Source organism: Sphingobium rhizovicinum (assembly GCF_042647625.1).
In the GTDB taxonomy this organism is placed as follows: domain Bacteria; phylum Pseudomonadota; class Alphaproteobacteria; order Sphingomonadales; family Sphingomonadaceae; genus Sphingobium; species Sphingobium rhizovicinum.
In genome coordinates this window covers 301435-323618 of sequence record NZ_JBHRVU010000004.1, presented here as the reverse complement: position 1 = coordinate 323618, position 22184 = coordinate 301435, and the positions used below count along the sequence as shown (strand labels likewise).

Genomic DNA, 22184 nt, shown 5'->3' with positions numbered 1-22184 from the left:
TGATTGGAAATGCCCGTTCGCTTCGAGCGAAGTCGAGAAGCGGGGAGCGCGGTGGCTGCGTTTCTCGACTTCGCTCGAAACGAACGGATCAAAATAAAGTCGTTTGTATCGCGCGCGCGATAGCGCTTATCCCTGATCGCGATAGGCCATTTGCAGGATGCCCCAGTGTCGGCCCTTTACATGGATCGACGCAATCACCTGTTTCAGCAGGATAACCTCCCCCTCGGCGGTCAGGCGGCGATACGCCTTGATGCAGAAGGGCTTGGTAATTTTCGCCTGCTCGCGCGTATCGGGAAAGTCGAAAATCACGCCTTCACGCGAATGTTCCAGGTTCCAGTTGACGTCGCCGGGCCGCTGCGGCTGGGCGCGTTCGGGCATGGCGATCGCCCCAAAGGCGTTGCGGTCGGTGAAGGTCATGCCGAACAGGCCGGCAAAGCTACGCGCCTTTTCCTGCTGCGCGCGCGCAGTCGGCAACATCGCAGCCTGCACCGGATGGGTGAAGAGCGGCGGGTTGGAGCCGGGGACCGGCGCATAATATTCGCCGAACACGTCCGCTTCGCTGATGTCGCCGGCATCGATCGCCCGTTCGATCGCCTGGCTCACCCGTTCGGCGCTGTCCAGGCTGAAGCGGATATAGGGCGAATCGGGAATGTCGACGCCGCTTTCCGCCAGATATTGCAGCAGTTCGTTGGCGTCTTCGCTGGCGGTGGTGACGCGGCCGGACAGGCGTTGCAGGCCGTCGGCATTGTCGGTGGAGGTATTGGCCAGCGCCGACAGGCCGGTGCGGATTTCCCCGGCCGATCCGACCATGGAGGCGATGCGGCACGCCACCGCTTCGCTATTGCCCGACAGGCCGTGCATCAGCGCGCTCAGCCGATCGACCAGCGCTTCGATATTCTTGGTGTCGTTGAGCGCGGTGCGCGCGGTCTGCGCGCCATGGGTGATGCTGTCCAGCATGCCGCCCGCTTCGCCCGTGAGCGCGCCGATCGACTGTTCGATCGTGTGGGTGGCAGCTGCGGTTTCCTGCGCCAGCTTCTTCACTTCGGATGCGACGACTGCAAAGCCGCGCCCGGCGTCACCCGCGCGCGCCGCCTCGATCGTAGCGTTGAGCGCGAGCAGATTGGTCTGGCTGGCGATGCCGCTGATGACGCTGGTGACATGGGCGACGGTCTTGAGCGCTTCGCCAAAACCGTCGAGCCGCGCATGGATGCGGCTGACCTGTTCGATGAGGTCGACGAAATTGCTGTTGGCGGCGGAAAGCTGACGCCCGGAATCATCGATGATGGCGCGGGCGGCGATCGCCTTCTCACGCGCCTCCTGCCCGGCCTGCGACACGCTGTCGCCGTCGCGCGATAGTTGCGCTGCCGCGCCGCTGATCGCCTCGATCGTATGCGCCTGTTGCGTGACGCGATCGGCCAGTTCGCTGATGTCGGCTTGCAGATCGAGCGTACGGATGCCCAGGTCGCCAGACAGTCTGGCAACCTTCATGACCGCTCTTTCGACGGATTGCGATGTCGCTTCGTTTCCCACGAATCCCATGGCTATCGCGCCATGGTAAAGGAAGGGTTAGCGTTGCGGTGGGCCGAAAACAGGGGTTAAAGCGCGCCCATCAAGGCCAGCGCCACGCCGCTGACCACCAGCAAAAGTCCCACAGCTTCGCTGCGCCGCATCCTTTCCCTAAGGTAAAAATGGCCGAACGCCATGGTGAAGGCGACCTCGATCTGGCCGACGATCCGCACCAGAGCGACCGGCGCGGTGGCGAAACCGGTGAACCAGCAGGCGGACCCAAGTGCAGAAAGCAGCCCGACCTGCCCCGACACGCGCCAACTGGCCAGCACCGCGCGCATCTGCCCCGGTTCGCGCAGAATCAGCCAGGCGCCTTGAATCAGCGTCTGCAAAAGCACCGTCGTCGCCAGCACGATGAGCGCGGCCACAATGCGGTCATCGCCGCCGACCTCCTGCGTGGCGCGGCGGATGCCGATCGCCGTCAGCGCGAAGAAGAATCCCGACGCGATGCCGGTGATCGCGGCGGGCTGGGCCAGCGCGCGCAGGAAATCGGTCGGTCCCATCCTTTTGCCGCCGGTCGACAGGATCATGACGCCGATGACGCCGCAGCCGATGCCGGCCCATGCCAGCGGCGAAAGCCGTTCGCCCAGCAGCAGGAAGGACAGGACCGCCCCCTGCACCGCTTCCGTCTTGGAATAAGCGGTGCCGACCACGAAATTGCGGTGCTGGAACGCCATGATCAGCAAGTTGGTGGCGATGATCTGCGCCAGCCCGCCTGCGAGGCAGAAGAGCAGGAAGCGCGATCCGATGCCCGGCATGGGCGCGGGAAAGAGCAGGCGATAGCCGCCGAGCAGCAGCAGCGCGAACGGGATGCCGTAGAGATAGCGGACCAGCCCGGCGGCGTTGATCGACAGGCTGTGGCTGACCCGGCGCTGGACGGCGGTGCGCCATGCCTGAGTCGCGCCGGCCATCAGCGTGGCGGGCAGCCAGAGGGGGGATGTGATCATGCTCGCCCTATACAGGGCGGGTCCGCCGCGTCACCCCATCATCACCAGGAAGGTGAAGAAGAGCGACAGCGACACGCAGGCAAAGCCGTAGAGCAAGGGCAGGCGCAGCATCGCGCCCGTGCGCGACAGGGCATAGGCATCCTTGAACTGGCGATACATGTGCCAGGCAGCGAACAGCAGCAGCCCCAGCGTCACCAGTCCGCTGGTGACATGCACGGCGGTCAGCAGCATCGAGAACGAAAAGAGCAGCGACATGAAGGCGATCGAGTAAGTGACGTAGATCGCATGATCATACATCTTGTAGCGACGGCTGAAGGGGAAGAGCAGCCACAGGAAGGGCAGCGAAATGAGGATCAGCGCCCAGGAGAATTTATAGGCGTTGGCCTTGAGCTTATAATAAGCGAATTCGGGATTTTCCGCCGCCGCGCTCACCGCCTTGCCCACCGTCTTGGCGATGCCGCCATTCATCCCTTCGCCCACCAGCGAATCGGTGAGGTCGCCCGCCAGCGTCAGCGCCTTGCGCTCCGCGCGGGCGTCGGTCAGATTTTCGGTCAGCGCCTCCCTGCGCGCCGCCGACAGGCCGGGCGCTTTCAGCTTCGCCTCAATCTCCCGAATATGGGCGTCGGCCTTGTCCTGTTCCTTGCGCAGTTCGGCCTGCGCGCCCGCATCCATCTTTACGCCGTTGACCGCAGCGGTCGTGCCGCTGTGGCTGGTGAGCGAAAAGATCGCGTACATGAGGAAGGCGGAAAAAAGGAACAGGGCGAAGGGCGACACGAATTTCGCCCGCTCGCCATGGATGTAGCGCCGCGTCAGCGTGCCCGGCCGGATCGCCAGTTCGGGCAGGGTCGTCCAGATCTTGCCTTCGAAATGCAGTACACCATGCGCCAGATCATGCCCGATCGCGGCGAAGCTGCGGTGGATATGCGCCGCCTGCCCGCAATGGGCGCAATAATTGTCCGATACCGCAGCCCCGCAATTGAGGCAGGCGCCATGCCCCGCACCATGCGATTCGCCATGGCCCGCCTCCACCGCGCGCGCCAGCATCGCTCCCGTAATGGCGTCTCCCGCCGCGTCCAGTTCCCCCGTCATGGGGAGGCAGGATAACAAAGCTGTATGACGCTTGCCAGACAGCTTTCGCAGCACACCGGATCATCGCCGCGCGTTTGCTAATCAGGCGCCGCCGGCCAGCCGCATCATGCGTTCGGGCATATCGGATACCGCCTTGCGGCCCATGGTCCAGTTATTTTCCAGCCGCACCAGTGGATTGGGCGCGCACCAGATTTCCCCCGAATCGCTGAGCCCCGTCACCCAGATCAGATTATGTTCCTGTCCATAATCGATGACGGCAAAGGCATAGCCCTTTCCTTTCCCTTCGACATGGATGGGCAAAGGCGGGTCGAGTTGCGTGAAGGACATGGCGCGGCTCCGGCATGAGGATGTGCTGAACAATGCCGATGATCAGGGCCAGTTCCTGCGCAAATGGGGAGTTTGATCGAGATCAGGCAGTTTTTCCGCCTCTTGCCGCCGCACCGTTCCACGCTATGTCGCACAGGCATCGCCTTGGGGGAGCAACATGGGTCGTCTTGTCAGCATCGCCAGAGGCGCAGGGATCGCTCTGCTGTTCCTGATCGTTGCGCTGTGTCTGGCGGTCACGATCATTCCGCCCTTTCTGGACCGCATCTATTATCAGGGGCCGGTCAGCCGCCATTATGACGGCGCGCATTTCTTCAATCCCGACGGGGTGATCGATCTGCCTGCGCCGCCGGGCGCCAGCCGACAGGGCTTCATCGCCCGCTGGCTGCTGGGCCATGACGACCGGCCGCCATGGCCCGTCGCGATCGCGGTCAAGCCTGCGCGCCCCGCCCCCTTCGCCGCGCCGCGCGGCATGGTGGCGACCTGGGTCGGCCATGCGACCGTGCTGGTGCAGGCGGCGGGCCTCAACATCCTGACCGACCCGATCTGGTCCGACTATGCCAGCCCGTTGCCACCCTTGGGACCAAAGCGGGTGGCGCAGCCGGGCATAAGGTTCGACGATCTGCCCAAAATCGACCTGATCGTGCTGAGCCACAATCATTATGACCATATGGATTTGCCCACGCTGAAAAGACTTTGGGAGCGCGACCGGCCGAAGATCGTCACCAGCCTGGGCAATGACGCGATATTGAAGGCGCAGGGCATCCCGGCGACCGCGCTGGACTGGGGCCAGTCGGTCAGCGGCGCGGCCCTGAACGGCCTGGCCCCCCATGCCGTCATCCAGTGCGGCAATTATGAACATTGCCCCGATTATCAGGTGCATGTGACCCGCAACCATCATTGGGGCAGTCGCTGGGGCACCGATCGCAACCGCGCCCTCTGGTCCAGTTTCGTGATCGAGACGCGGGCAGGCAACATCTTCTTTGCCGGCGATACCGGCGCAGGCGACATGGGCTGGCCGATCGAGGCGCGGCGCTATGGCCCCATCCGGCTGGCGCTGATCCCGATCGGCGCCTTCCGATTCTGGAAGGGACAGATGCAGTCGGACGCGCATATAGGCCCGGTGCAGGCGGTGGAGGTGTTCCGACGGCTGGGCGCATCGACCGCCATTCCCATCCATTGGGGCACGTTCCGCCTGTCCTACGAACAATGGGATACGCCGCCCCGGATGCTGGAGCTGGCCCTGCGCTGCGCAGGGATAGAGCGCCGGCGCTTCGCCCCGCTGCGGATCGGCCAGTCGCTGCTGGTGCCGGGCTTCAGCCCCGTCCCCATCGGCCGCAAAAGCTGCGACGAACGGGCGATCCGCGCGCTGGAATAAAGGCGGTCAAGCCGCTGGCTTGCCCCCCGCCGGGCAATCGCCGGTCCGCGTGCCGGTGAGGTCATGGGTGGTGCGCAGCACGGGCTTGCCGTCCTGCGTCTTCGTCATGGTGGTGCCCAGGGTCAGCGTGTCGGCGGTATAATTGCCCTCTACCGTGATTTCCGACGTGCCCGCGCCCGCCGTGCAGGCCAGTGTGGCGATCAGCCGGCCCTTGCGCGCCATCTTGTCCTTATAAATGCAGGCCGTGCCTTCCGCGCCCGCCAGAGCATCGGCATCGGGCATGCCATCCTTGTCGATCGCGACGCATAGTTTGTCGTCGCTCACCTGCTTGAGCGCGGCCTGATATTCGGCCGGGGTGACGGTGGACGTGTTGAAGCCGGTGGTCTTGCGGGTCAGCGCCCATTGCCCGGCCTGCATCAGCACCGGCGCTTCCTCCGCTTTCGGCGCGGGCGCCTGATCGCTGCCGCAGCCGGCAAGCAGCAGGGGCGCCATCAATGCCGCCGCATATATCGTCTTTCGCATAGCCTCTCCCCTGCTTTTCTCGTCCAACCGCGCGACGGTCTACCGGCAGGCGGCAAAGCGCAAGCGTAAATCAGCGACGCCGGCGGGTGGGGGGCGTGGAAGTCCGGCGGCTTGTTCGAGATCCAGGCGAGGAAATGCGCGAGGTCAGGCTGGGCGCGCAGCGCGTCCGCATCGGTAAAGCCGCGCGCCAGCTGCGCATTGGTCAGCGTCGCATGAATGGTGCGGTGGCAGATCGGATGGAGCGGCTCCACGGTACGGCCACCCCGGCTTTTGGGCAGCGGATGATGCCATTCCACCCGCCGCCCTAGTGTGGTGAATTTGAAATACGCTACATTTTGCGGCAAAGTGGTGAGCGTATTTCAAATCCAGAAACCACACTAGAATCATATAATTGCTAGTGGCCCTAATGAAGCTGAAGTTCGCTCAGCCTTACCGGGTAACGTGGCGAACTTCAGATTCGGGCCACTAGCGGCCGACCGCACAGCCAGCAGGCGGCCGGCGGATCAATCGGCAGTTTCGCTTCCATCGTCGTCGACCAGCGCCCTGACCAGCTGCCCGCGCTGCACCCGGCCGAACCGATTGAGCGGCAGGTCATAGAGTTCGACCAGAAAGCGCCGGTCCCAGTCGGTCAGGTCGCTGGCCCTGTCTTGCGGCGAAAACAGGTTCAGGATGGACGGCACCTCCGGCAGCGCCCGACCGCGCACTTCGGCCAGCCCGACAAAGGCCGCATATTGAGTGGCGGCAGTAAGCGATATGCCCTCCGCCCGGTTGACGTCGATGATGACGGTCGCAGCGGCAATGGTGCGGATCGCCTGCGTGCGGACCAGGCTGGGCGCGAAAGACCCGCCGATCGGCACCCCATCGGGCAGCACAGGCGTGCCACCTTCGCTATTGCCGCCGGCCCCCGGTGGAGGAGCCGTGGCGACCGCACCGCCATCGCCCGAACCGAAGCGGATCGAATACCACCAGCGGATCGGCGCCTCGCTTTCCAGCAGGGCGCGACGATCAGGCCCTTCCACCTGCGCCAGACCGATGGGCTGTTTGGCCTGAATCATCGACACCATTTCCCTGCCGTCGCCGACGAAGGCGACAAGGAAATTGGTGTCACAGTCCTTTTCCGCCACCGGCGCGCCCATCGCCTTCATCGTGGCGCGCAGCTGATCGGTGACGATGCGGGCATGGTCGGGCGACAGGCCCTTCACCCGGGGGCATATGTTCGCCACCCAGCGGGCGACGCTGCGCTGGCTTTTCACCACGCCCAGCTTGCGGACGAAATCATTGGCCTTCGCCCGCACCTCCTCCCGCGTCAGCCGCTGCCCCTGGACCACGATCATGTCGTCCTCGCCAGCCGACTGGGCCAGAACCGGCATAGGCACGGCGCAAGCGGTCAGCGCCAGCGCAACAACAGAAGGAAAGCGCATCATTTGTCCTCCGTGCAGCTGTCGCCAATCCACTTGCCTTCCGAACGGGCGGTCATCGCCATGGTCATGCCATTGGGGCCGCCCGCCATCTTCATGTCCATATCCATGGCATAATGTTCGGGCGCATAGGTGCCCGACATGACGGCGTTCATCGTGCCGCCCTGCGACTTGCACGACACCTGCCCCTTTACCGCGCCGTCCTTCGCCTCGAACCCGCCATAGGTGCAGTTCTTATTCTCCTGCCCGGCGAACATCTCGCCGCTGGGATTGGCGGCCTGTTCGGGCGTCACGCAATATTTGAGCGACGTCTGGTTCATCATGCTCTTCATCTGATCCTTCATGCCGGCCGGGGCCTGGGGCATGTCGATGTCCTGCACGGTGAAGCGCCCTTCCCACTGGCCGGGCTTGAGCTGCACCTTATCGACCTGCGCCTTCACCTCCGCCTTGCTCATGGCGTCGGTCGCGGCGATCTCTCCGGCTTTCTCGCCAGGCTTGTCGTTGCAGGCGGCAAGTCCCGCCGTCAGAAGCGCCAGCATCAGCAATGTCGCGCGCATGATCATCCTCCCTGTTTCCGCCCCCCACGCAGAACCATAACGCCGTTACACGCAGGTTCAATGACATAGGATAGTTGTTCTTTTTTTGTTCCTTTGGATATTCTATATCCCTGAAAGATTGCGTCCCCTGTCAAAGCCCCCATATTGCGCCCATGTCGATTCAGATCCGCACCACGCTCGATGAACCGGAAACCGGCGACGCCTTCGTGCCGCATCGCCCCGCACGCCCCGAAAAGAGCGAGGGCGGCCGGCCTTTCACGCTGGTCAGCGAATATCAGCCGTCGGGCGACCAGCCGACGGCGATCGCCGAACTGGTGGCGGCCGCAAAAGAGGGCGAGAAGGATCAGGTGCTGCTGGGCGTCACCGGCTCCGGCAAGACCTTCACCATGGCCAAGACGATCGAGGCTTTGCAGCGGCCGGCGCTGATCCTGGCGCCGAACAAGATTCTCGCGGCGCAGCTTTATGGGGAGTTCAAGAGCTTCTTCCCCGACAATGCGGTCGAATATTTCGTCAGCTATTACGACTATTATCAGCCCGAAGCCTATGTCGCGCGGTCGGACACCTATATCGAGAAGGAGTCGAGCGTAAACGAGAGCATCGACCGGATGCGCCATTCGGCCACCCGCGCGCTGCTGGAGCGGGACGATGTGATCATCGTGGCGTCCGTCTCCTGCCTCTATGGCATCGGATCGGTCGAGACCTATTCGGCCATGACCTTTGCCATGAAGAAGGGCGGGATCGAGGACCAGCGGGAGATCATCCGCAAGCTGGTGGCGCTTCAATATAAGCGCAATGATGCGGGCTTTGCGCGCGGCAATTTCCGCGTGAAGGGGGACAATCTGGAGATTTTCCCGTCCCATTATGAGGACACGGCCTGGCGCATCAGCTTCTTCGGCAACGAGATTGAGGAGATTGTCGAGTTCGATCCGCTTTCCGGCAGGAAGGTCGCCAGCCTCGATTATGTGAAGGTGTTTCCCAACAGCCACCACGTCACACCCGGTCCGACGCTGAAACAGGCGATGGAGGCGATCCGCCATGAACTGACCGAGCGGCTGAAGGAACTGGAGGGCGAGGGCAAGCTGCTGGAGGCGCAGCGGCTGGAGCAGCGGACCAATTTCGATCTGGAGATGATCGCGGCGACCGGCAGTTGCGCCGGGATCGAAAATTACAGCCGCTTCCTGACCGGGCGTCTGCCGGGCGAGCCGCCGCCGACTTTGTTCGAATATCTGCCTGAAAATGCGGTGCTGTTCGTGGATGAAAGCCACCAGACCGTGCCGCAGATCGGCGCGATGGCGCGCGGGGACCACCGGCGCAAGATCACGCTGGCCGAATATGGGTTCCGTTTGCCGTCCTGCATCGACAACCGGCCGCTGCGCTTCAACGAATGGGACGCGATGCGGCCGCAGACGGTCAGCGTTTCCGCCACCCCCGGCCCGTGGGAGATGGAGCAGACCGGCGGCGTGTTCAGCGAACAGGTGATCCGGCCTACGGGGCTGATCGACCCGCCGGTCGAGATCAAGCCGGTGGAGGACCAGGTCGACGACCTGATCAACGAATGCCGCAAGGTCGCGGCGCAGGGATATCGCACGCTCGTCACCACGCTCACCAAGCGGATGGCTGAGGATCTGACCGAATTCATGCATGAGGCGGGGATCAAGGTCCGCTACATGCACAGCGACGTCGAGACGCTGGAGCGTATCGAGCTGATCCGCGATCTTCGCCTGGGCGTCTATGACGTGCTGATCGGCATCAACCTGCTGCGCGAGGGGCTGGATATTCCCGAATGCGGGCTGGTGGCGATATTGGACGCGGACAAGGAAGGCTTTCTGCGGTCCGAAACATCGCTGATCCAGACGATCGGCCGCGCGGCGCGCAATGTGGAAGGGCGCGTGATCCTTTATGCCGACCGGATTACCGGGTCGATGGAGCGGGCGCTCAACGAAACGTCGCGGCGGCGGGAGAAGCAGCAAGCCTATAATGACGAGCATGGCATCACGCCTTTCACCGTAAAGAAGAATATCGGCGACATCATCGCCCATGTGGCGAGCAAGGATCAGGTCACGGTCGAGACGGGACTGGAGGACCGGCCGCATCTGGTGGGCCATAATCTGCGCGCCTATATCGAGGATCTGGAAAAGAAGATGCGCGCGGCGGCGGCTGACCTGGAGTTTGAGGAAGCCGGGCGCATTCGTGACGAAATCCGCAAGCTGGAGGCCGAGGAACTGGGATTGCCGCATGAGCAGCAGGTGGCTGCGCCTAGGGGCCGTGCAACCGAGGGGAAGCCGGGGACAAGGAAGGGGCGGTTCGGGAAGACGACGCGGAAATTTGGAAGATAGCATTCCACTATAGTCCAATTAGTGCTATTGTCGATCTCGCAATATCGTGAGATCGCCATGCACATTGATGTCAGCCTAGATGTTTTCAAAGCGCTAACCAACAAGTTGCGCTATGAAGGCCACAGCTTTGATGACGTGATAAGAGAGCTATTAGCGCTCGATTCGCCAACGGAACCTGATCGAAATGCCGAAGCCGGTCTTGAAGATAGCGAGCCGCTCAATAGCGTGAACCGCAGCTTTCGCCGCATGATGGGTGAATTTTACTCACGCGGCCTTGTCTTGCCAGACGGCACAGGGCTGCGCGCACGATATAAAGGAGAGGAGTTTCGGGCTCGAATAGAAGGAGGCATATGGCTTGATGAGGGCGGGCAAGAGCATTCCAGTCCTTCCGCCGCGGCGCGCGCCATCACCGGCAATAATGTTAACGGACTACGCTTCTGGGAGGCACGTAGACCTGTCGACACATTTTGGCGGAAACTGGATTCTATTGCCGGTGAAAACCAGTGATCCGCTCTTTCGCCGATCCCGAAACCGAGAAAATATGGCATGGCGAGCGCAGCCGCAAGCTGCCGTCGGACATGCAGGATCGCGCATTGTATAAATTGAAGCTGCTCAACCGCGCCCGCACTCTGGACGACCTGCGCAATCCGCCAAGCAATCGCCTTCATGCGCTGAGCGGCGACCGCGCCGAACAACATTCAATTTCCATCAATATGCAATGGCGTATATGCTTCGTCTGGAAAGACGGACACGCGCACAATGTCGAAATCACCAACCACTACCGATAACCCCGACTGGCTGCACAACGCCCATGCTGGCGAAATGCTGTGGCTGGAGTTCATGGAACCCCTGGAGATGACGGCGGCGGAACTGGCGACCGCGATCGGCTTGCCTGCCGATCGCGTGCAGGCCGTGATAGATGGCGACCGGCCGATGGACGGCGAACTGGACCTGCGACTGGCGCGTTATTTCCGCATATCGGAAGGTTTTTTCCTAGGCCTCCAGATTGACTATCAACTGCTGGAAGCCAAGCGCGCGCTGAACGGGGAACTGGATCGCATCGTTCCGCGCGCCGCCTGACGCCTGCCCTCAATAAGTCCGGCTCGTGACCTTGGCGGTGCCGTCGGGGAGGATTTCGATCAGGTGGGCGCTGTCATTATTGCATTGCGCCTTCCAGCCCTTCACGCCCGGTCGGATTTCGGCGCGCTCTGATCCCGTGACCGAAGGACAGGCGCCGCCGGACGCCTTGATCGCCTTTTCCAGCACGCCGTTGCGCAGGTCCGGGTCCAGCTTCGCCACCTGCGCGGCGGCGCCGGCGTCGGGCTGGTCGACGCGGGGGGCGGGGGTGTCGCTTTCACCGCCGCCGCAGGAAGCCAGCAGCAGCACCGGGGCCAGCATGAGGAAAGTCCGCATCGTCATTCTCCTGCAAATCCGTCCGTCGCGCGGATGAGCGCGTCCAATATGCCCGGTTCATTATAGGCGTGGCCCGCGCCCTCGATCATCTCGAAGCGCGCCTGCGGCCATGAACGATGCAGCGCCCATGCGGTTTCCGCCGGGCAGGCCATGTCATAACGGCCCTGCACGATGACGCCGGGAATGTCGCGCAACTTGCCCGCGTCGCGGATCAGCTGGCCATCCTCCAGCCAGCCGCCATGGACGAAATAATGATTTTCGATTCTGGCGAAGGCGAGCGCGAAATCATCCGCATCATGGGTGGCGGACAGCGCGGGATCGGGCAGCAGGCGGATCGTTTCCCCTTCCCACACGCTCCAGGCGCGGGCGGCGGCGATCCGGGCGGCGCGATCGTCGCCGGTCAGGATGCGGCGATAGGCGCCGACCATGTCGCTACGCTCGGCCTCCGGAATGGGCGCGACGAAGCGTTCCCATTTGTCGGGATAGATGCGGCTGGCGCCCTGTTGATAATACCAGTCAATCTCCTGCTTGCGGATGGTGAAGATGCCCCGCAGCACCAGTTGCGCCACCCGATCCACATGGGTCTGGGCATAGGCCAGCGCCAGTGTCGATCCCCAGCTGCCGCCGAAGACCAGCCACTTGTCCACGCCCGCCATCTCGCGCAGCCGCTCAATATCGGCGACGAGGTGCCATGTGGTGTTGGCGTCCAGATGGGCATGCGGGGTCGATCGGCCGCAGCCGCGCTGATCGAACAACAGCACGTCATAACGCGCGGGATCGAACAGCCGGCGATGATCGGGCGAAATGCCCCCGCCCGGCCCGCCATGCAGGAAGATGGCGGGCTTGGCGCCGGGCGTGCCGGCGCGTTCCCAATAGAGACTGTGGCCATCGCCTACGTCAAGATGACCAGTGGCGTAGGGGGTGATCGGCGGATAGAGGCTGCGCATGGACCCGTCCTAACAGGCGGCGGCGCGAAGCGAAATGGGGGTGCGCGGACATGCGATGGATGATGGCGATAATGGGCGCGCTGGCGCTGGTGACGGGCGCGCAGGATGTGGGCGCGAAACCGGCCGCGCCATTGCCCACGCCCGTGGCGGCCAAGCGACTGGTGATCGTGGACGATGACATGATCGGGCTGAACGGGGTGCCGTTGCTGCTGCTGCAAAGCCCGGATGTGGAGGTGCTGGGCATCACCACGACCAGCGGATCGGTGTGGCGCGACACCGCCACCGCCTATGCCCTGCGCACGCTGGAGATATTGGGGCGGACCGATGTGCCGGTGGTGCCGGGCGCAACCTTCCCCCTGCTCAACAGCGCGGAGGCGACGAAGCGCTGGGAGGGGCAATATGGCCGGCTGGTGTTCAAGGGGCCGTGGACCGATTACTGGCCGGGCGACACGATTCAGGATCATCCCGGATCGACCGACCCGACCAAGGTGCCGGATTTGCCGATCGGCAACCCGACCAGCAAGCCCAGCGCGGAGATCGCCGCCGCCTTCATGGTGCGGATGGTGAAGGCGCATCCGGGGCAGATCACTTTGTTCGCTACCGGCCCCATGACCAATGTCGCCATCGCCCAGAGCCTGGACCCCAGCTTCGCCGCCAATGTGAAGGAAATCGTCTATATGGGCGGCAGCCTGGCGCCGCATCAGACATTGCAGGGCGCGTCGGCCGAGCAGTTTGCGCGCGAATTCGTCAATTCGCCCCGGCGCGAGTTCAATATCCGCTGGGATCCTGAGGCCGCGAAGATCTTCGCCCATGCACCCTGGAAGAAAATCACCATGATCCCGGTCGATCCATCCACCGGCACGCAATGGACGCGGGAATTTCTGGATGGACTGAAACCCGCCCATACACCGCTGACCGACCTGTTCCAGACCGGCCTTGCCCCCGGATTTCCGATGTGGGACGAAATCGTCGCGATGGCGTGGCTGAACCCCGAAATCGTGACGAAGGACGAGACATTGTGGATCGATTTCGAAACGAGCCAGACCGCGGCCTATGGCGATACACTGTCCTGGACGGAGGCCTATCGCCCGCATCTGGGCGAACAGGCGCAGCGGGTGATCCTGTCGGTCGACCGGGCGAAGATGGAGGCGGCGATGGCGGCGCTGTACAAGCGGCCGATCGGCGCTTCGACCAACGACCGCAAAGCATCGACCGACACCAGATCGCGCCGTTGAACCGGCGCTGCGGCAGGCGCATGGTCGCCCTCTTTGCAGGAGGGGTTTCATGCGCCTGATCGTTGCACTTGCCGTTACGGGATCGGCCATCACGGGACTGGCGATCGCCAGCCCGGTCGCCGTTTTCGCCAGAACCGACTTCGCCGCCGCCATCGCCGACCCCAAGCGCCCGGCCGAAGCGCGGGAGTTGGACGCCAGCCGCAAGCCGGCCGAGACGCTGACCTTCCTGGGGCTGAAGCCCGGCATGAAGGCGGCCGACATCATGACCGGATCGGGCTATTGGGCGGAAATCATGGCCGATGTGGTCGGGCCGAAGGGCAAGGTCACGGGCTTTGAACCCAGCCAATTTTACGCCAGCGAAGAGGAAAAGCCCAAATGGGCGGCGCTGGTCGCGCGGCGGCCGGAGGTCGATTGGGTGCGCTATCCGTTCGAGGCGTTCAGTGCGCCTGCGAACAGCTTCGATTTCACCATCATCAATATGAGCTATCACGACCTCTACTGGCAGTCGGACAAATATGGCATCCCGCGCACCGATCCCGCCGCTTTCGTGAAGACGCTCTATGCCGCGACCAAGCCGGGCGGGATCGTGGGGATCATCGACCATGTCGGCGCGCCGGGCGACACGCGCGCGATCGTGGACGCGCTGCACCGGATCGACCCGGCGGTGGTGCAGGCGGATTTCGAAAGCGCCGGCTTCGTGCTGGAGGCGCAAAGCCCGCTGCTCGCCAACGCGGCGGACGATCATAGCAAGCTGGTGTTCGACCCGGCGGTGCGCGGCAAGACCGACCGTTTCCTGTTCCGGTTCAGGAAGCCCAAATAATCCTCCCCGGCATGGGAAGGATTTGACCGCAAGGCGCGGGATGACGGGTGCGCTGCTATCCGCCATCCTGCCTTCATGGACCTGACCGACATCGATCGCCATGGCGCCGCGCGCCTGCCCGCCCTTTTGTCGCCCGAACAATGCGCAGACATCATTGCGCTGTGGGATGATTCCGCCGCATTCCGCAAGGAAGTGGTGATGGCGCGTCACGGCTATGGCAGCGGGCGCTATCGCTATTTCGCCTATCCGCTGCCCGAGCCGGTTGCGGCGCTACGGAAAGCGCTGTGGCCCGCGCTGGCGGCGCACGCCAATCGCCGGGCGGCGATGCTGGGGACAGGTGAGATATATCCCGCACGGCACGCCGATTTCCTCAATCGCTGCGCGCTGGGCGGGCAGGACAAGGCGACGCTGCTGCTGCTGCGTTATGAAGCGGGCGACTGGAATGCGCTGCATCAGGATGTCTATGGCCCGCATATCTTTCCGTTGCAGGCCGCCGTGCTGCTGTCTCAGCCGGAGCGCGATTTTACCGGCGGCGCGTTCGTGTTGACCGAGCAGCGCCCGCGCATGCAATCCCGCCCCGAAGTCGTGCCGCTGGCGCTGGGCGACGCCGTGGTCTTCCCGGTGCGCGACCGGCCGGTCATGGGCGCGCGCGGCGTGCATCGGGTGCAGATGCGCCATGGCGTCAGCCGGCTATTGTCGGGCGTGCGCTATACGCTGGGCATCATTTTTCACGATGCTGCATAACACCAGCCAGCCCCCGTTCAGCCGACCCATTACATTTTGCGACAAATTTGTCCGGTACATGCCAGATTCTTGCGACAAGTGGCGGCTAGACGAATAGGGGTTCCGGTCTGTCCTGGGGGGTTTTTCGTGCGTCGATCCGCATCCGTTTTCCTGTTGCCGTTGATGATGGGCGTCGCGCCCGGTGCGCTGTTGGCGCAGGAGCAGCCGCGCGGGCCTGCCACGCCGCAGATGGACGAGGGCGAGGAGATTATCGTCACCGGCCAGCCGCAGCGCGGATCGGTGATCGGCGATGTGAAACCCGAACAGCAATTGTCGCCGGGCGATGTGCGCGCGCTGGGTGTCGCCTCCATTTCCGAACTGGTCAGCGAATTGTCGCCCCAGACCAATGGCACGCCGGTCATCCTGCTGAACGGCAAGCGCATTTCCAGCTTTTCGGAAATTCAGGACCTGCCGACCGAGGCGATCCAGCGCGTCGACATTCTCCCCGAACAGGTTGCGCTATCCTATGGCTATGCGCCCACGCAGAAGGTGATGAACATCGTGCTGCGGGAGCGGTTTCGCGCCGAAACCGGACAGACGAAAGTCGGCACGACGACGCAGGGTGGTCGAGAGAATGGCGAGGTGGAAGCCGGTCTGCTGCGCATTCAGGGCGACAATCGCTTCACGCTGAACCTGGAATATAGCCGCGCGGCGCATCTGCTGGAAAGCCAGCGCGACATCGTGTCGGCCGCGCCCGGCCGGCCCTATTCGACGCTGGGCAATGTTACCGCGACGACGCAGGGGGCGCAGATCGATCCGGCTTTGTCCGCGATGGCGGGGCAGAACGTCACGGTCGCCACCGTGCCCGGCAGCGCCGCGACCGCCGTGCCGACGCTGGCCGATTTCGCCGCCGGGGCGAACGCAACCGACGTCAGTGATGTCAGCCGATACCGCACGCTCAGCCCATCGACCGAGAATTTTTCCGCCAACGCCACGCTGGCGCGCGCGCTGGGCGGGGTATCGGCCACGATCAATGGCCGGCTGGAACTGTCCGACAGCGATTCATTGCAAGGCCTGTCGCAGGCGGCGCTGAACCTGCCGACGGGAAGCCCTTTCTCCCCCTTTTCCAATGACGTGACGTTGTATCGCTATCTGGCGCAGGCGGGCGCGCTGGGGCAACAGGTGCGCGGCACCACCGGCCATGTCGGCGTAACGCTGAACGGGCGGCTGGGCGGCAGCTGGCAATGGTCCTTCACCGGCAATGGCGACCTGTCGATCACCCGGACCCGCACCGATCGCGGCGTGGATACCGGCGCGATCCAGAACGCGATCGATGCCGGCGACGCCGGCGTCAATCCCTATGGCAGCTTTTCCGCCGACCTGCTGTCCACCCACCGCACCGATCGGGCGCGGGCGGAAAGCCGCGCGGTGCAGGGCGACCTGCTGGTCAGCGGCGCACTGTTCGACCTGCCCGCCGGCAAGGTGATGACGTCGATCCGCATCGGTGCATCGGCCAATGGCTTTGAAAGCCGGTCGCTGCGATCGGGCGTGGAGAGCGGCAATGATTATAACCGCGAAATCACCAGCGGACAGATCAGCCTGGACCTGCCGATCACCAGCCGGTCGCGCGGCGTGCTGGGCGGCGTGGGCGACATTGGCGTCAATCTGAACGCCGCGGCGCAGCATTATTCGGATTTCGGCACGCTTTCGACGCTGGGCTATGGCCTGCGCTGGCAGCCGGTGAGCGCGGTGCAAATCCTTGTTTCCGCCAATCAGGACCGCGCCGCGCCAACCGGCACGCAGCTGACCGATCCGCTGATTTCCACGCCCAACGTGTCGGTGTTCGACTATGCGACCGGGCAAACGGTGTTCGTCACCCAATTGTCGGGTGGCAATGCGACATTGCGCGAAAGCGTGCGCGACCAGTTCCGCCTGAGCGCGACGGTCAAGCCGTTCGAAAAGCCCAATCTGACGCTGACCGCCACCTATCTCAACAGCCGGACCAGCAACCCCATTTCCGCCTTCCCATCGCCCACCCCGGCGATCGAGGCGGCCTTCCCCCAGCGGTTCCTGCGCGACGCGGACGGCAATCTGCTCCAGATCGATTCCCGGCCGATCAACTTCCTGCGGTCGCAAAGCGAACAACTGCGCTGGGGCTTCGCCCTGTCCTTCCAGCTTAAATCGCACATTCAGAAGGTGATCGAAGCCTGGCGCGCCGCCGGATCGAAGCCGGAAGACCGGCCCAAGGAACTGGACGCTATGCGGGGGCCTTCGCAGCGCGACCGGCAGCCGGGGCAGGAAGGCGGCCCGCCGCCGGGCGGCGGACAGGGCGGGAATGCTGGTCCCGGCGGCCCTGGCGGTCCCGGTGGCGGCCCCCGCGGGCCGGACGGCGGCGGTTTCCGCAGTGGTCCGGGCGGTCAGGGCGGCGGGCGGCTGAGCTTCAGCGTCTATCACACCTGGCATTTCGCCGAAAATATCCTGATCGCGCCGGGCGTTGCGCCATTGAACCTGCTGGATGGCGACGCCACCGGATCGTCGGGCGGCCAGCCCCGGCATGAGGTGGAGGCGCGGATCGGCTATATGAACAATGGCATCGGCGCGCGGCTGGGCGTGGACTGGGAGAGCGGCACCCATGTCGATGGCGCACTGACCGGAACCAGCGCCGGCAGCTCGCGGCTCAATTTCGGCAGTCTGGCCACCGCCAATCTGCGCATCTTCGCCAATCTGGGGCAAATGCCCAAATTGGTGAAGGACGTACCTTTCTTGCGCGGATCACGGCTGTCGATCGGCATCGACAATATCTTCAACGAACGCCGCACGGTGACGGACGCCACCGGCGCGACGCCGCTGCGCTATCAGCCGGGCTATCTCGATCCGCTGGGCCGCACCGTATCGATCAGCTTCCGCAAGCTCTTCTTCCCCAATTTCAGCGCGGGGGCCAATCGCCCGCGTGGTTAAATGGGCGTTAGTCACGCCTAAACTTGTGCATTCCCCGGCCGTTATGATCGACGTAACGGTTGGGGAAGACGACAATGAAGCCTGTCAGAATTGTGGTGGTCGATGATTCGCTGACCATCCGCACGATGATCGAAACGCTGCTGGAGCAGGACCGCCGGGTTGAAGTGGTCGGCATCGCCCGCAATGGCGAGGAAGCACTGGACATGATCCGGCTGGAAAAGCCCGATGTCGTGACGCTGGACATCGCCATGCCCGGCAAGGACGGCATGACGATCCTGGACGAGATCATGGCGATCGACCCCTGCCCCGTCATCATGCTGTCCAGCCTGGTGCGCGACGGCGCGCCGATCACGGCCGAAGCGATGGACCGGGGCGCCGCCGCCTGTTTCAACAAGGCGATGATCGTGCGCGAAGCCCGCCGCTTCGTCACCCTGATCCGCGAAGTCGGTCGCGGCCTGATGCCGGCTTTCGAACAGGCGGAGACGGCGATCGCAGCCTGACAAGGCGACAATGATGCAATAAAAACGGAGCGTCAGGCGCGCGAAGCGGACCTGACGCCGGGGGTACGCCCTGTCAGCAGCATGCGCGGCGGCGCCCCTTTATCGCGGGAATGTCATGTCCAGGCCAAGCGTCCTGGCAAGCATGAAGGTGAAGAACAGCAGGCCCAGCAGCGACAGCGCCAGAACCGCGCTGATCTTACCGACAGCGCTTAGTACCTCTCCTTTCCGCGTCTTCTTATCCTGATCATAATGCCATTTGATGGCAAAGAACATGCCGGTGCCGAGCACGGCAACCTTGAATATTATGAAAACAACGGGAACCCAGTCCATTGCCTTTGACAAATCCTGTCTGATAACAAAGCATATCTATAATATGATTGCGACACTGATCGAAATCATCTTGCCTTAGACCACGGATGCGACGGCAAATATTGGACATAATGCCCGCCCCCCGAATGACGCGGTATGGATGGCGCTGATGGCGCGGTGCGCGTGCGCTGAGGCGACCCGCTGCGCCGCCCCGTCAGGACGCCATGGATCGCGGCACGTTACGCAGGCTGGCGATGTCCACCGCGCTGGAAAATTCCACGCCCATCCGGTCGTCCTTCGACCAGCGACTGGTGGCGTTGACCAGGTGATTATCGGCAAATTCGATCGCGAAAGCCGTGCCGGCCGGCACATTCCACAATCCTTCGATCAGCGCGCCGGTGGCGGAAATATTGCGCACCCGTCCGGTATAGATATGACCGTCATGATGGACGGCGACCGTGCGCAGCATCGTCTTGCGCGTCGGACGACTGGAACGATAGCCATTGGCGCTGGCGCTGGTGCCGGTGCTGCGCTGGGCGATCAGCACATCTTCGATCGGCATCGGCCGGCCATAGATATAGCCCTGAATATGGCTGCACCCCAATTGCCGGATCAGCGCCAGTTCGTCCTGCGTTTCGGCGCCCTCCGCCGTGGTGTCCATGCCCAGCGCTTCGGCCAGGTTGACGATCGCCTTGACGATGGCGCCGTTGCGGCTGCCCTTGATCGCGGCGCCGCGCACGAAGCTCTGGTCGATCTTGATCTTGTCGAACGGCGCGGTGCGCAGATAGCCGAGCGAACTATATCCGGTGCCGAAATCGTCCAGCGCCAGCCGCACGCCAATCGCCTTGAGCCGGGCGAAGATCGCATCGATGCCGGCCTCTTCGTCCAGGAAGACGCTTTCGGTGATTTCCAGCTCCAGCCGTTCCGGCGCCAGCTGGACCGCCGCCAGCGCATTCATCACGGTCGAAGGGAATCCGGGATTGGTGAACTGGTTGGGCGACACATTGACCGCGACGCGCACGCCATCCTGCCATTGCGCCGCATCGCGACAGGCGGTGCGCATCACCCATTCGCCAATCTGCCCGATGAGGCCGATGTCTTCCGCGATCGGCACGAACAGCGCCGGCGAAATCGGCCCGCGCACCGGATGGGTCCAGCGCAACAGCGCCTCATAGCCGGTGACTTGTTCGGTCTTTGACGAAACGATCGGCTGATAGACCAGATGCAGGCCATCGGCGGCCAGCGCCCGGCGCAGATCGCCTTCCAACTGGCGGCGATCCTCCGCATCGGCGTGCATATCCGACGAATAGAAGCGGTGGACGCCGCGCCCATTGCCCTTGGCCGCATAGAGCGCCAGATCGGCATTGCGGATCAGCGCGTCGGCGGTAACGCCATCCTGCGGACAGGCCGAAATGCCGATCGACACGCCGATCACCACGGCAGTCCCTTCGATCATATAGGGTTGCGATATGTCGCTGATGATCGCCTGGGCCAGATGGCCGAGCGCCGCCTGTTCATGGCGACCGGGCAGCAATATCTTGAATTCGTCGCCGCCTTGCCGACCGACCAGCCCCTTGTTGCCGACCACCTTCTGCAACCGCAGGCTGACCTGCCGCAACAGCGCGTCGCCTGCCGGATGGCCCAGCGTGTCGTTGACGCTCTTGAACCGATCAAGGTCCAGCATCATCAGCGTGCAGGCGCCCGGCGTGCCATTGCGGTCGGCCACCGCCTGTTCCAGCGACCGAAGCATCTGGATGCGGTTGGCAAGGCCGGTGAGCGAATCGAACTGGGCAAGCCGCGTCACTTCCGCCTGGCTGCGGCGCATTTCGGTCAGGTCCGTACCCGACCCGCGAAAACCGTGAAACTGGCCATATTCGTTGAATATCGGCTGGCCGGAAATCGACCACCAGCGCTCTTCCTTCGCGTCCCTGACCAGAGCCGCGCAGACAGAAATTTCCGAAAAGCCGGTGCGGGCCGACAGATGGAAGCCCAGCGTGCGCTCCCCATCGCCCTGCTTGCGGTCGTCCGGGCGCACAATGTCGGTCATCGGCCGCCCCAGCAGCCCGCCCTGCGGCACATCCAGCGTCTGGGTCAGCGTGTCGGAAATATAGGTCAGGCAGCCCTGCCGGTCGGTTTCCCAGAACCATCCCCGGCCGGTGCGCTCATGCTCTTGCAACAGCCGGTCCGATCGCTGCGCGCGCAAATCCTGCCGGTGGCGGGCGATCGCCTGATCCCGATCCGCCGTCGCCTGCCGCACGGTCGCAATCAGCATCACGATGACGCAACTGCACAGCAGGCCGATCTGGATCACGCCGGCCCGGTCCAGCACGGACACGATCAGCGCGCCCAGAAAATAGCTGATCCCCAGCAGGCGGCGATCGCCAAAGATGCAGACCGCCAGCAAGGCCACCGCCAGTTCCGGCACAGCGGCCAGAAACAGCGTGTCGGTCGCGGCGCCCGCTTCCTGGGCCAGCCACAGGCTGAAGCTGAGGCCCGACAGGAACACCATCGGCAGCATCAGCCGATTCTGGACATGCGGCATGCGCCGCTGAAACCATTGCCGGCGCGGCAGCAGCATCAGCGCGCCGTCGATCATCAACATGCCCGCCAATATGGCGGCCTGCGCGCGATCGCCCGAATAAAATGGCAGGCGCAGCAGCGCGACAACGCAGATCTTGGCGAGCAGGATCAGCGGCCATAGCCGGGCGATATGGATGAAGGCCCCGGAAATCCAGGATGCGGCGACCTCCGTCCCGCTCTCGGCTAGGCCAAGCGCGACCATTATGGTCATGGGACGGGACGGACTATCGGCAAGGGACGCGCGCAACAGGGACATGCGTGCAACCATAGCGCGAACTTCTTGCCAGAGAATTACTCCGCCGCGCGCAGGAAAGCTGGACATATGCGGGACAAGCCAGTCGCGGCACATCACCCGCGAAAAGCCCCGACCGGGCAGGCAACCGATCGCGCCGAAACGCAGCGAGCATAGAATAGCCGCATCGCGACATGCGCCGACATTGCTGGCTATAGCCATGTTTTCATGAAAAACTGGAGCGGGCGAAGGGATTCGAACCCTCGACCCCAACCTTGGCAAGGGCCGCATTTGAGGCCCCACGCGGTTCCGCAAAGAAACTTACTGACA

Annotated in this window: 21 protein-coding genes; 10 read left to right on the top strand and 11 right to left on the bottom strand. The window is 63.7% G+C overall.

Annotated elements, in window-relative coordinates; translation table 11 throughout:
• Window positions 1-126 precede the first annotated feature (126 nt).
• The 4 genes from ACFOKF_RS02890 to ACFOKF_RS02875 all read right to left on the bottom strand — a co-directional run bounded on the left by ACFOKF_RS02890 (window position 127) and on the right by ACFOKF_RS02875 (window position 3929).
• Entirely contained in the window at window positions 127-1488 is a 1362-nt protein-coding gene (locus tag ACFOKF_RS02890) for a methyl-accepting chemotaxis protein (protein ID WP_380792957.1), read from the bottom strand.
• A 107-nt stretch (window positions 1489-1595) separates the two neighbouring features.
• Window positions 1596-2513 (bottom strand): DMT family transporter, encoded by a 918-nt coding sequence (locus ACFOKF_RS02885; RefSeq protein WP_380792954.1) that lies wholly within the window; start codon window positions 2511-2513, stop codon window positions 1596-1598.
• Between the two features lie 30 nt (window positions 2514-2543).
• Entirely contained in the window at window positions 2544-3602 is a 1059-nt protein-coding gene (locus ACFOKF_RS02880; protein WP_380792951.1) for a DUF3667 domain-containing protein, read from the bottom strand.
• A gap of 81 nt (window positions 3603-3683) precedes the next feature.
• Entirely contained in the window at window positions 3684-3929 is a 246-nt protein-coding gene (locus ACFOKF_RS02875; protein WP_380792949.1) for a hypothetical protein, read from the bottom strand.
• A gap of 157 nt (window positions 3930-4086) precedes the next feature.
• Here ACFOKF_RS02875 and ACFOKF_RS02870 point away from each other — a divergent pair, with 157 nt between their 5' ends.
• Window positions 4087-5304 (top strand): MBL fold metallo-hydrolase, encoded by a 1218-nt coding sequence (locus ACFOKF_RS02870; RefSeq protein WP_380792948.1) that lies wholly within the window; start codon window positions 4087-4089, stop codon window positions 5302-5304.
• A gap of 6 nt (window positions 5305-5310) precedes the next feature.
• Here ACFOKF_RS02870 and ACFOKF_RS02865 read toward each other — a convergent pair whose 3' ends face one another.
• The 3 genes from ACFOKF_RS02865 to ACFOKF_RS02855 form a co-directional block, all read right to left on the bottom strand.
• A complete protein-coding gene (locus ACFOKF_RS02865; protein ID WP_380792945.1) occupies window positions 5311-5826 on the bottom strand; it encodes a DUF3617 domain-containing protein in 516 nt (171 codons plus the stop codon).
• A gap of 503 nt (window positions 5827-6329) precedes the next feature.
• Window positions 6330-7250 carry a hypothetical protein gene (locus tag ACFOKF_RS02860; RefSeq protein ID WP_380792942.1) on the bottom strand — a complete coding sequence of 307 codons (921 nt, stop codon included), beginning with the start codon at window positions 7248-7250 and terminating at the stop codon, window positions 6330-6332.
• Window positions 7247-7801: a DUF3617 domain-containing protein gene (locus ACFOKF_RS02855; RefSeq protein WP_380792939.1), complete on the bottom strand. Its 555-nt coding sequence runs from the start codon at window positions 7799-7801 to the stop codon at window positions 7247-7249. The genes ACFOKF_RS02860 and ACFOKF_RS02855 overlap by 4 nt, the downstream gene beginning before the upstream one ends.
• Window positions 7802-7953: 152 nt before the next feature.
• Here ACFOKF_RS02855 and uvrB point away from each other — a divergent pair, with 152 nt between their 5' ends.
• Genes uvrB through ACFOKF_RS02835 form a run of 4 tightly spaced genes read left to right on the top strand, consistent with a single transcriptional unit; the run spans window position 7954 to window position 11217 of the window.
• Entirely contained in the window at window positions 7954-10137 is a 2184-nt protein-coding gene (gene uvrB, locus ACFOKF_RS02850) for an excinuclease ABC subunit UvrB (RefSeq protein WP_380792937.1), read from the top strand.
• A 57-nt stretch (window positions 10138-10194) separates the two neighbouring features.
• The gene (locus ACFOKF_RS02845) at window positions 10195-10644 is read left to right on the top strand and encodes a hypothetical protein (RefSeq protein WP_380792935.1); all 450 of its coding nucleotides are present in this window, start codon (window positions 10195-10197) and stop codon (window positions 10642-10644) included.
• A complete protein-coding gene (locus tag ACFOKF_RS02840; protein ID WP_380792932.1) occupies window positions 10641-10925 on the top strand; it encodes a type II toxin-antitoxin system RelE/ParE family toxin in 285 nt (94 codons plus the stop codon). The genes ACFOKF_RS02845 and ACFOKF_RS02840 overlap by 4 nt, the downstream gene beginning before the upstream one ends.
• Window positions 10897-11217, top strand: coding sequence for a HigA family addiction module antitoxin (locus ACFOKF_RS02835; RefSeq protein ID WP_380792929.1), 321 nt, complete (start codon window positions 10897-10899; stop codon window positions 11215-11217). Before ACFOKF_RS02840 ends, ACFOKF_RS02835 begins: the two co-directional genes overlap by 29 nt.
• A 9-nt stretch (window positions 11218-11226) precedes the next feature.
• On the opposite strand, the gene ACFOKF_RS02830 is transcribed toward ACFOKF_RS02835, so the two are convergent.
• Window positions 11227-11550, bottom strand: coding sequence for a hypothetical protein (locus tag ACFOKF_RS02830; protein ID WP_380792926.1), 324 nt, complete (start codon window positions 11548-11550; stop codon window positions 11227-11229).
• 2 nt (window positions 11551-11552) lie between these two features.
• A complete protein-coding gene (pip, locus tag ACFOKF_RS02825) occupies window positions 11553-12497 on the bottom strand; it encodes a prolyl aminopeptidase (protein WP_380792923.1) in 945 nt (314 codons plus the stop codon).
• A gap of 59 nt (window positions 12498-12556) precedes the next feature.
• On the opposite strand from pip, the gene ACFOKF_RS02820 reads away from it, so the two are divergent.
• The 5 genes from ACFOKF_RS02820 to ACFOKF_RS02800 all read left to right on the top strand — a co-directional run bounded on the left by ACFOKF_RS02820 (window position 12557) and on the right by ACFOKF_RS02800 (window position 18733).
• The gene (locus tag ACFOKF_RS02820; RefSeq protein WP_380792920.1) at window positions 12557-13732 is read left to right on the top strand and encodes a nucleoside hydrolase; all 1176 of its coding nucleotides are present in this window, start codon (window positions 12557-12559) and stop codon (window positions 13730-13732) included.
• A 49-nt stretch (window positions 13733-13781) separates the two neighbouring features.
• Window positions 13782-14552, top strand: a complete 771-nt coding sequence (locus tag ACFOKF_RS02815; protein WP_380792917.1) for a class I SAM-dependent methyltransferase — start codon at window positions 13782-13784, stop codon at window positions 14550-14552.
• 75 nt (window positions 14553-14627) lie between these two features.
• A complete protein-coding gene (locus ACFOKF_RS02810) occupies window positions 14628-15296 on the top strand; it encodes a 2OG-Fe(II) oxygenase (RefSeq protein ID WP_380792914.1) in 669 nt (222 codons plus the stop codon).
• A gap of 165 nt (window positions 15297-15461) precedes the next feature.
• Window positions 15462-18233, top strand: a complete 2772-nt coding sequence (locus ACFOKF_RS02805; RefSeq protein ID WP_380797620.1) for a TonB-dependent receptor — start codon at window positions 15462-15464, stop codon at window positions 18231-18233.
• 74 nt (window positions 18234-18307) lie between these two features.
• Window positions 18308-18733, top strand: coding sequence for a response regulator (locus ACFOKF_RS02800; RefSeq protein WP_380792912.1), 426 nt, complete (start codon window positions 18308-18310; stop codon window positions 18731-18733).
• A 99-nt stretch (window positions 18734-18832) separates the two neighbouring features.
• Here the strand turns inward: ACFOKF_RS02800 and ACFOKF_RS02795 are convergent, their stop codons facing one another.
• A complete protein-coding gene (locus ACFOKF_RS02795; protein WP_380792909.1) occupies window positions 18833-19063 on the bottom strand; it encodes a hypothetical protein in 231 nt (76 codons plus the stop codon).
• Window positions 19064-19256: 193 nt separating this feature from the next.
• Window positions 19257-21878: a putative bifunctional diguanylate cyclase/phosphodiesterase gene (locus tag ACFOKF_RS02790; protein WP_380792907.1), complete on the bottom strand. Its 2622-nt coding sequence runs from the start codon at window positions 21876-21878 to the stop codon at window positions 19257-19259.
• Window positions 21879-22184: the final 306 nt, after the last annotated feature.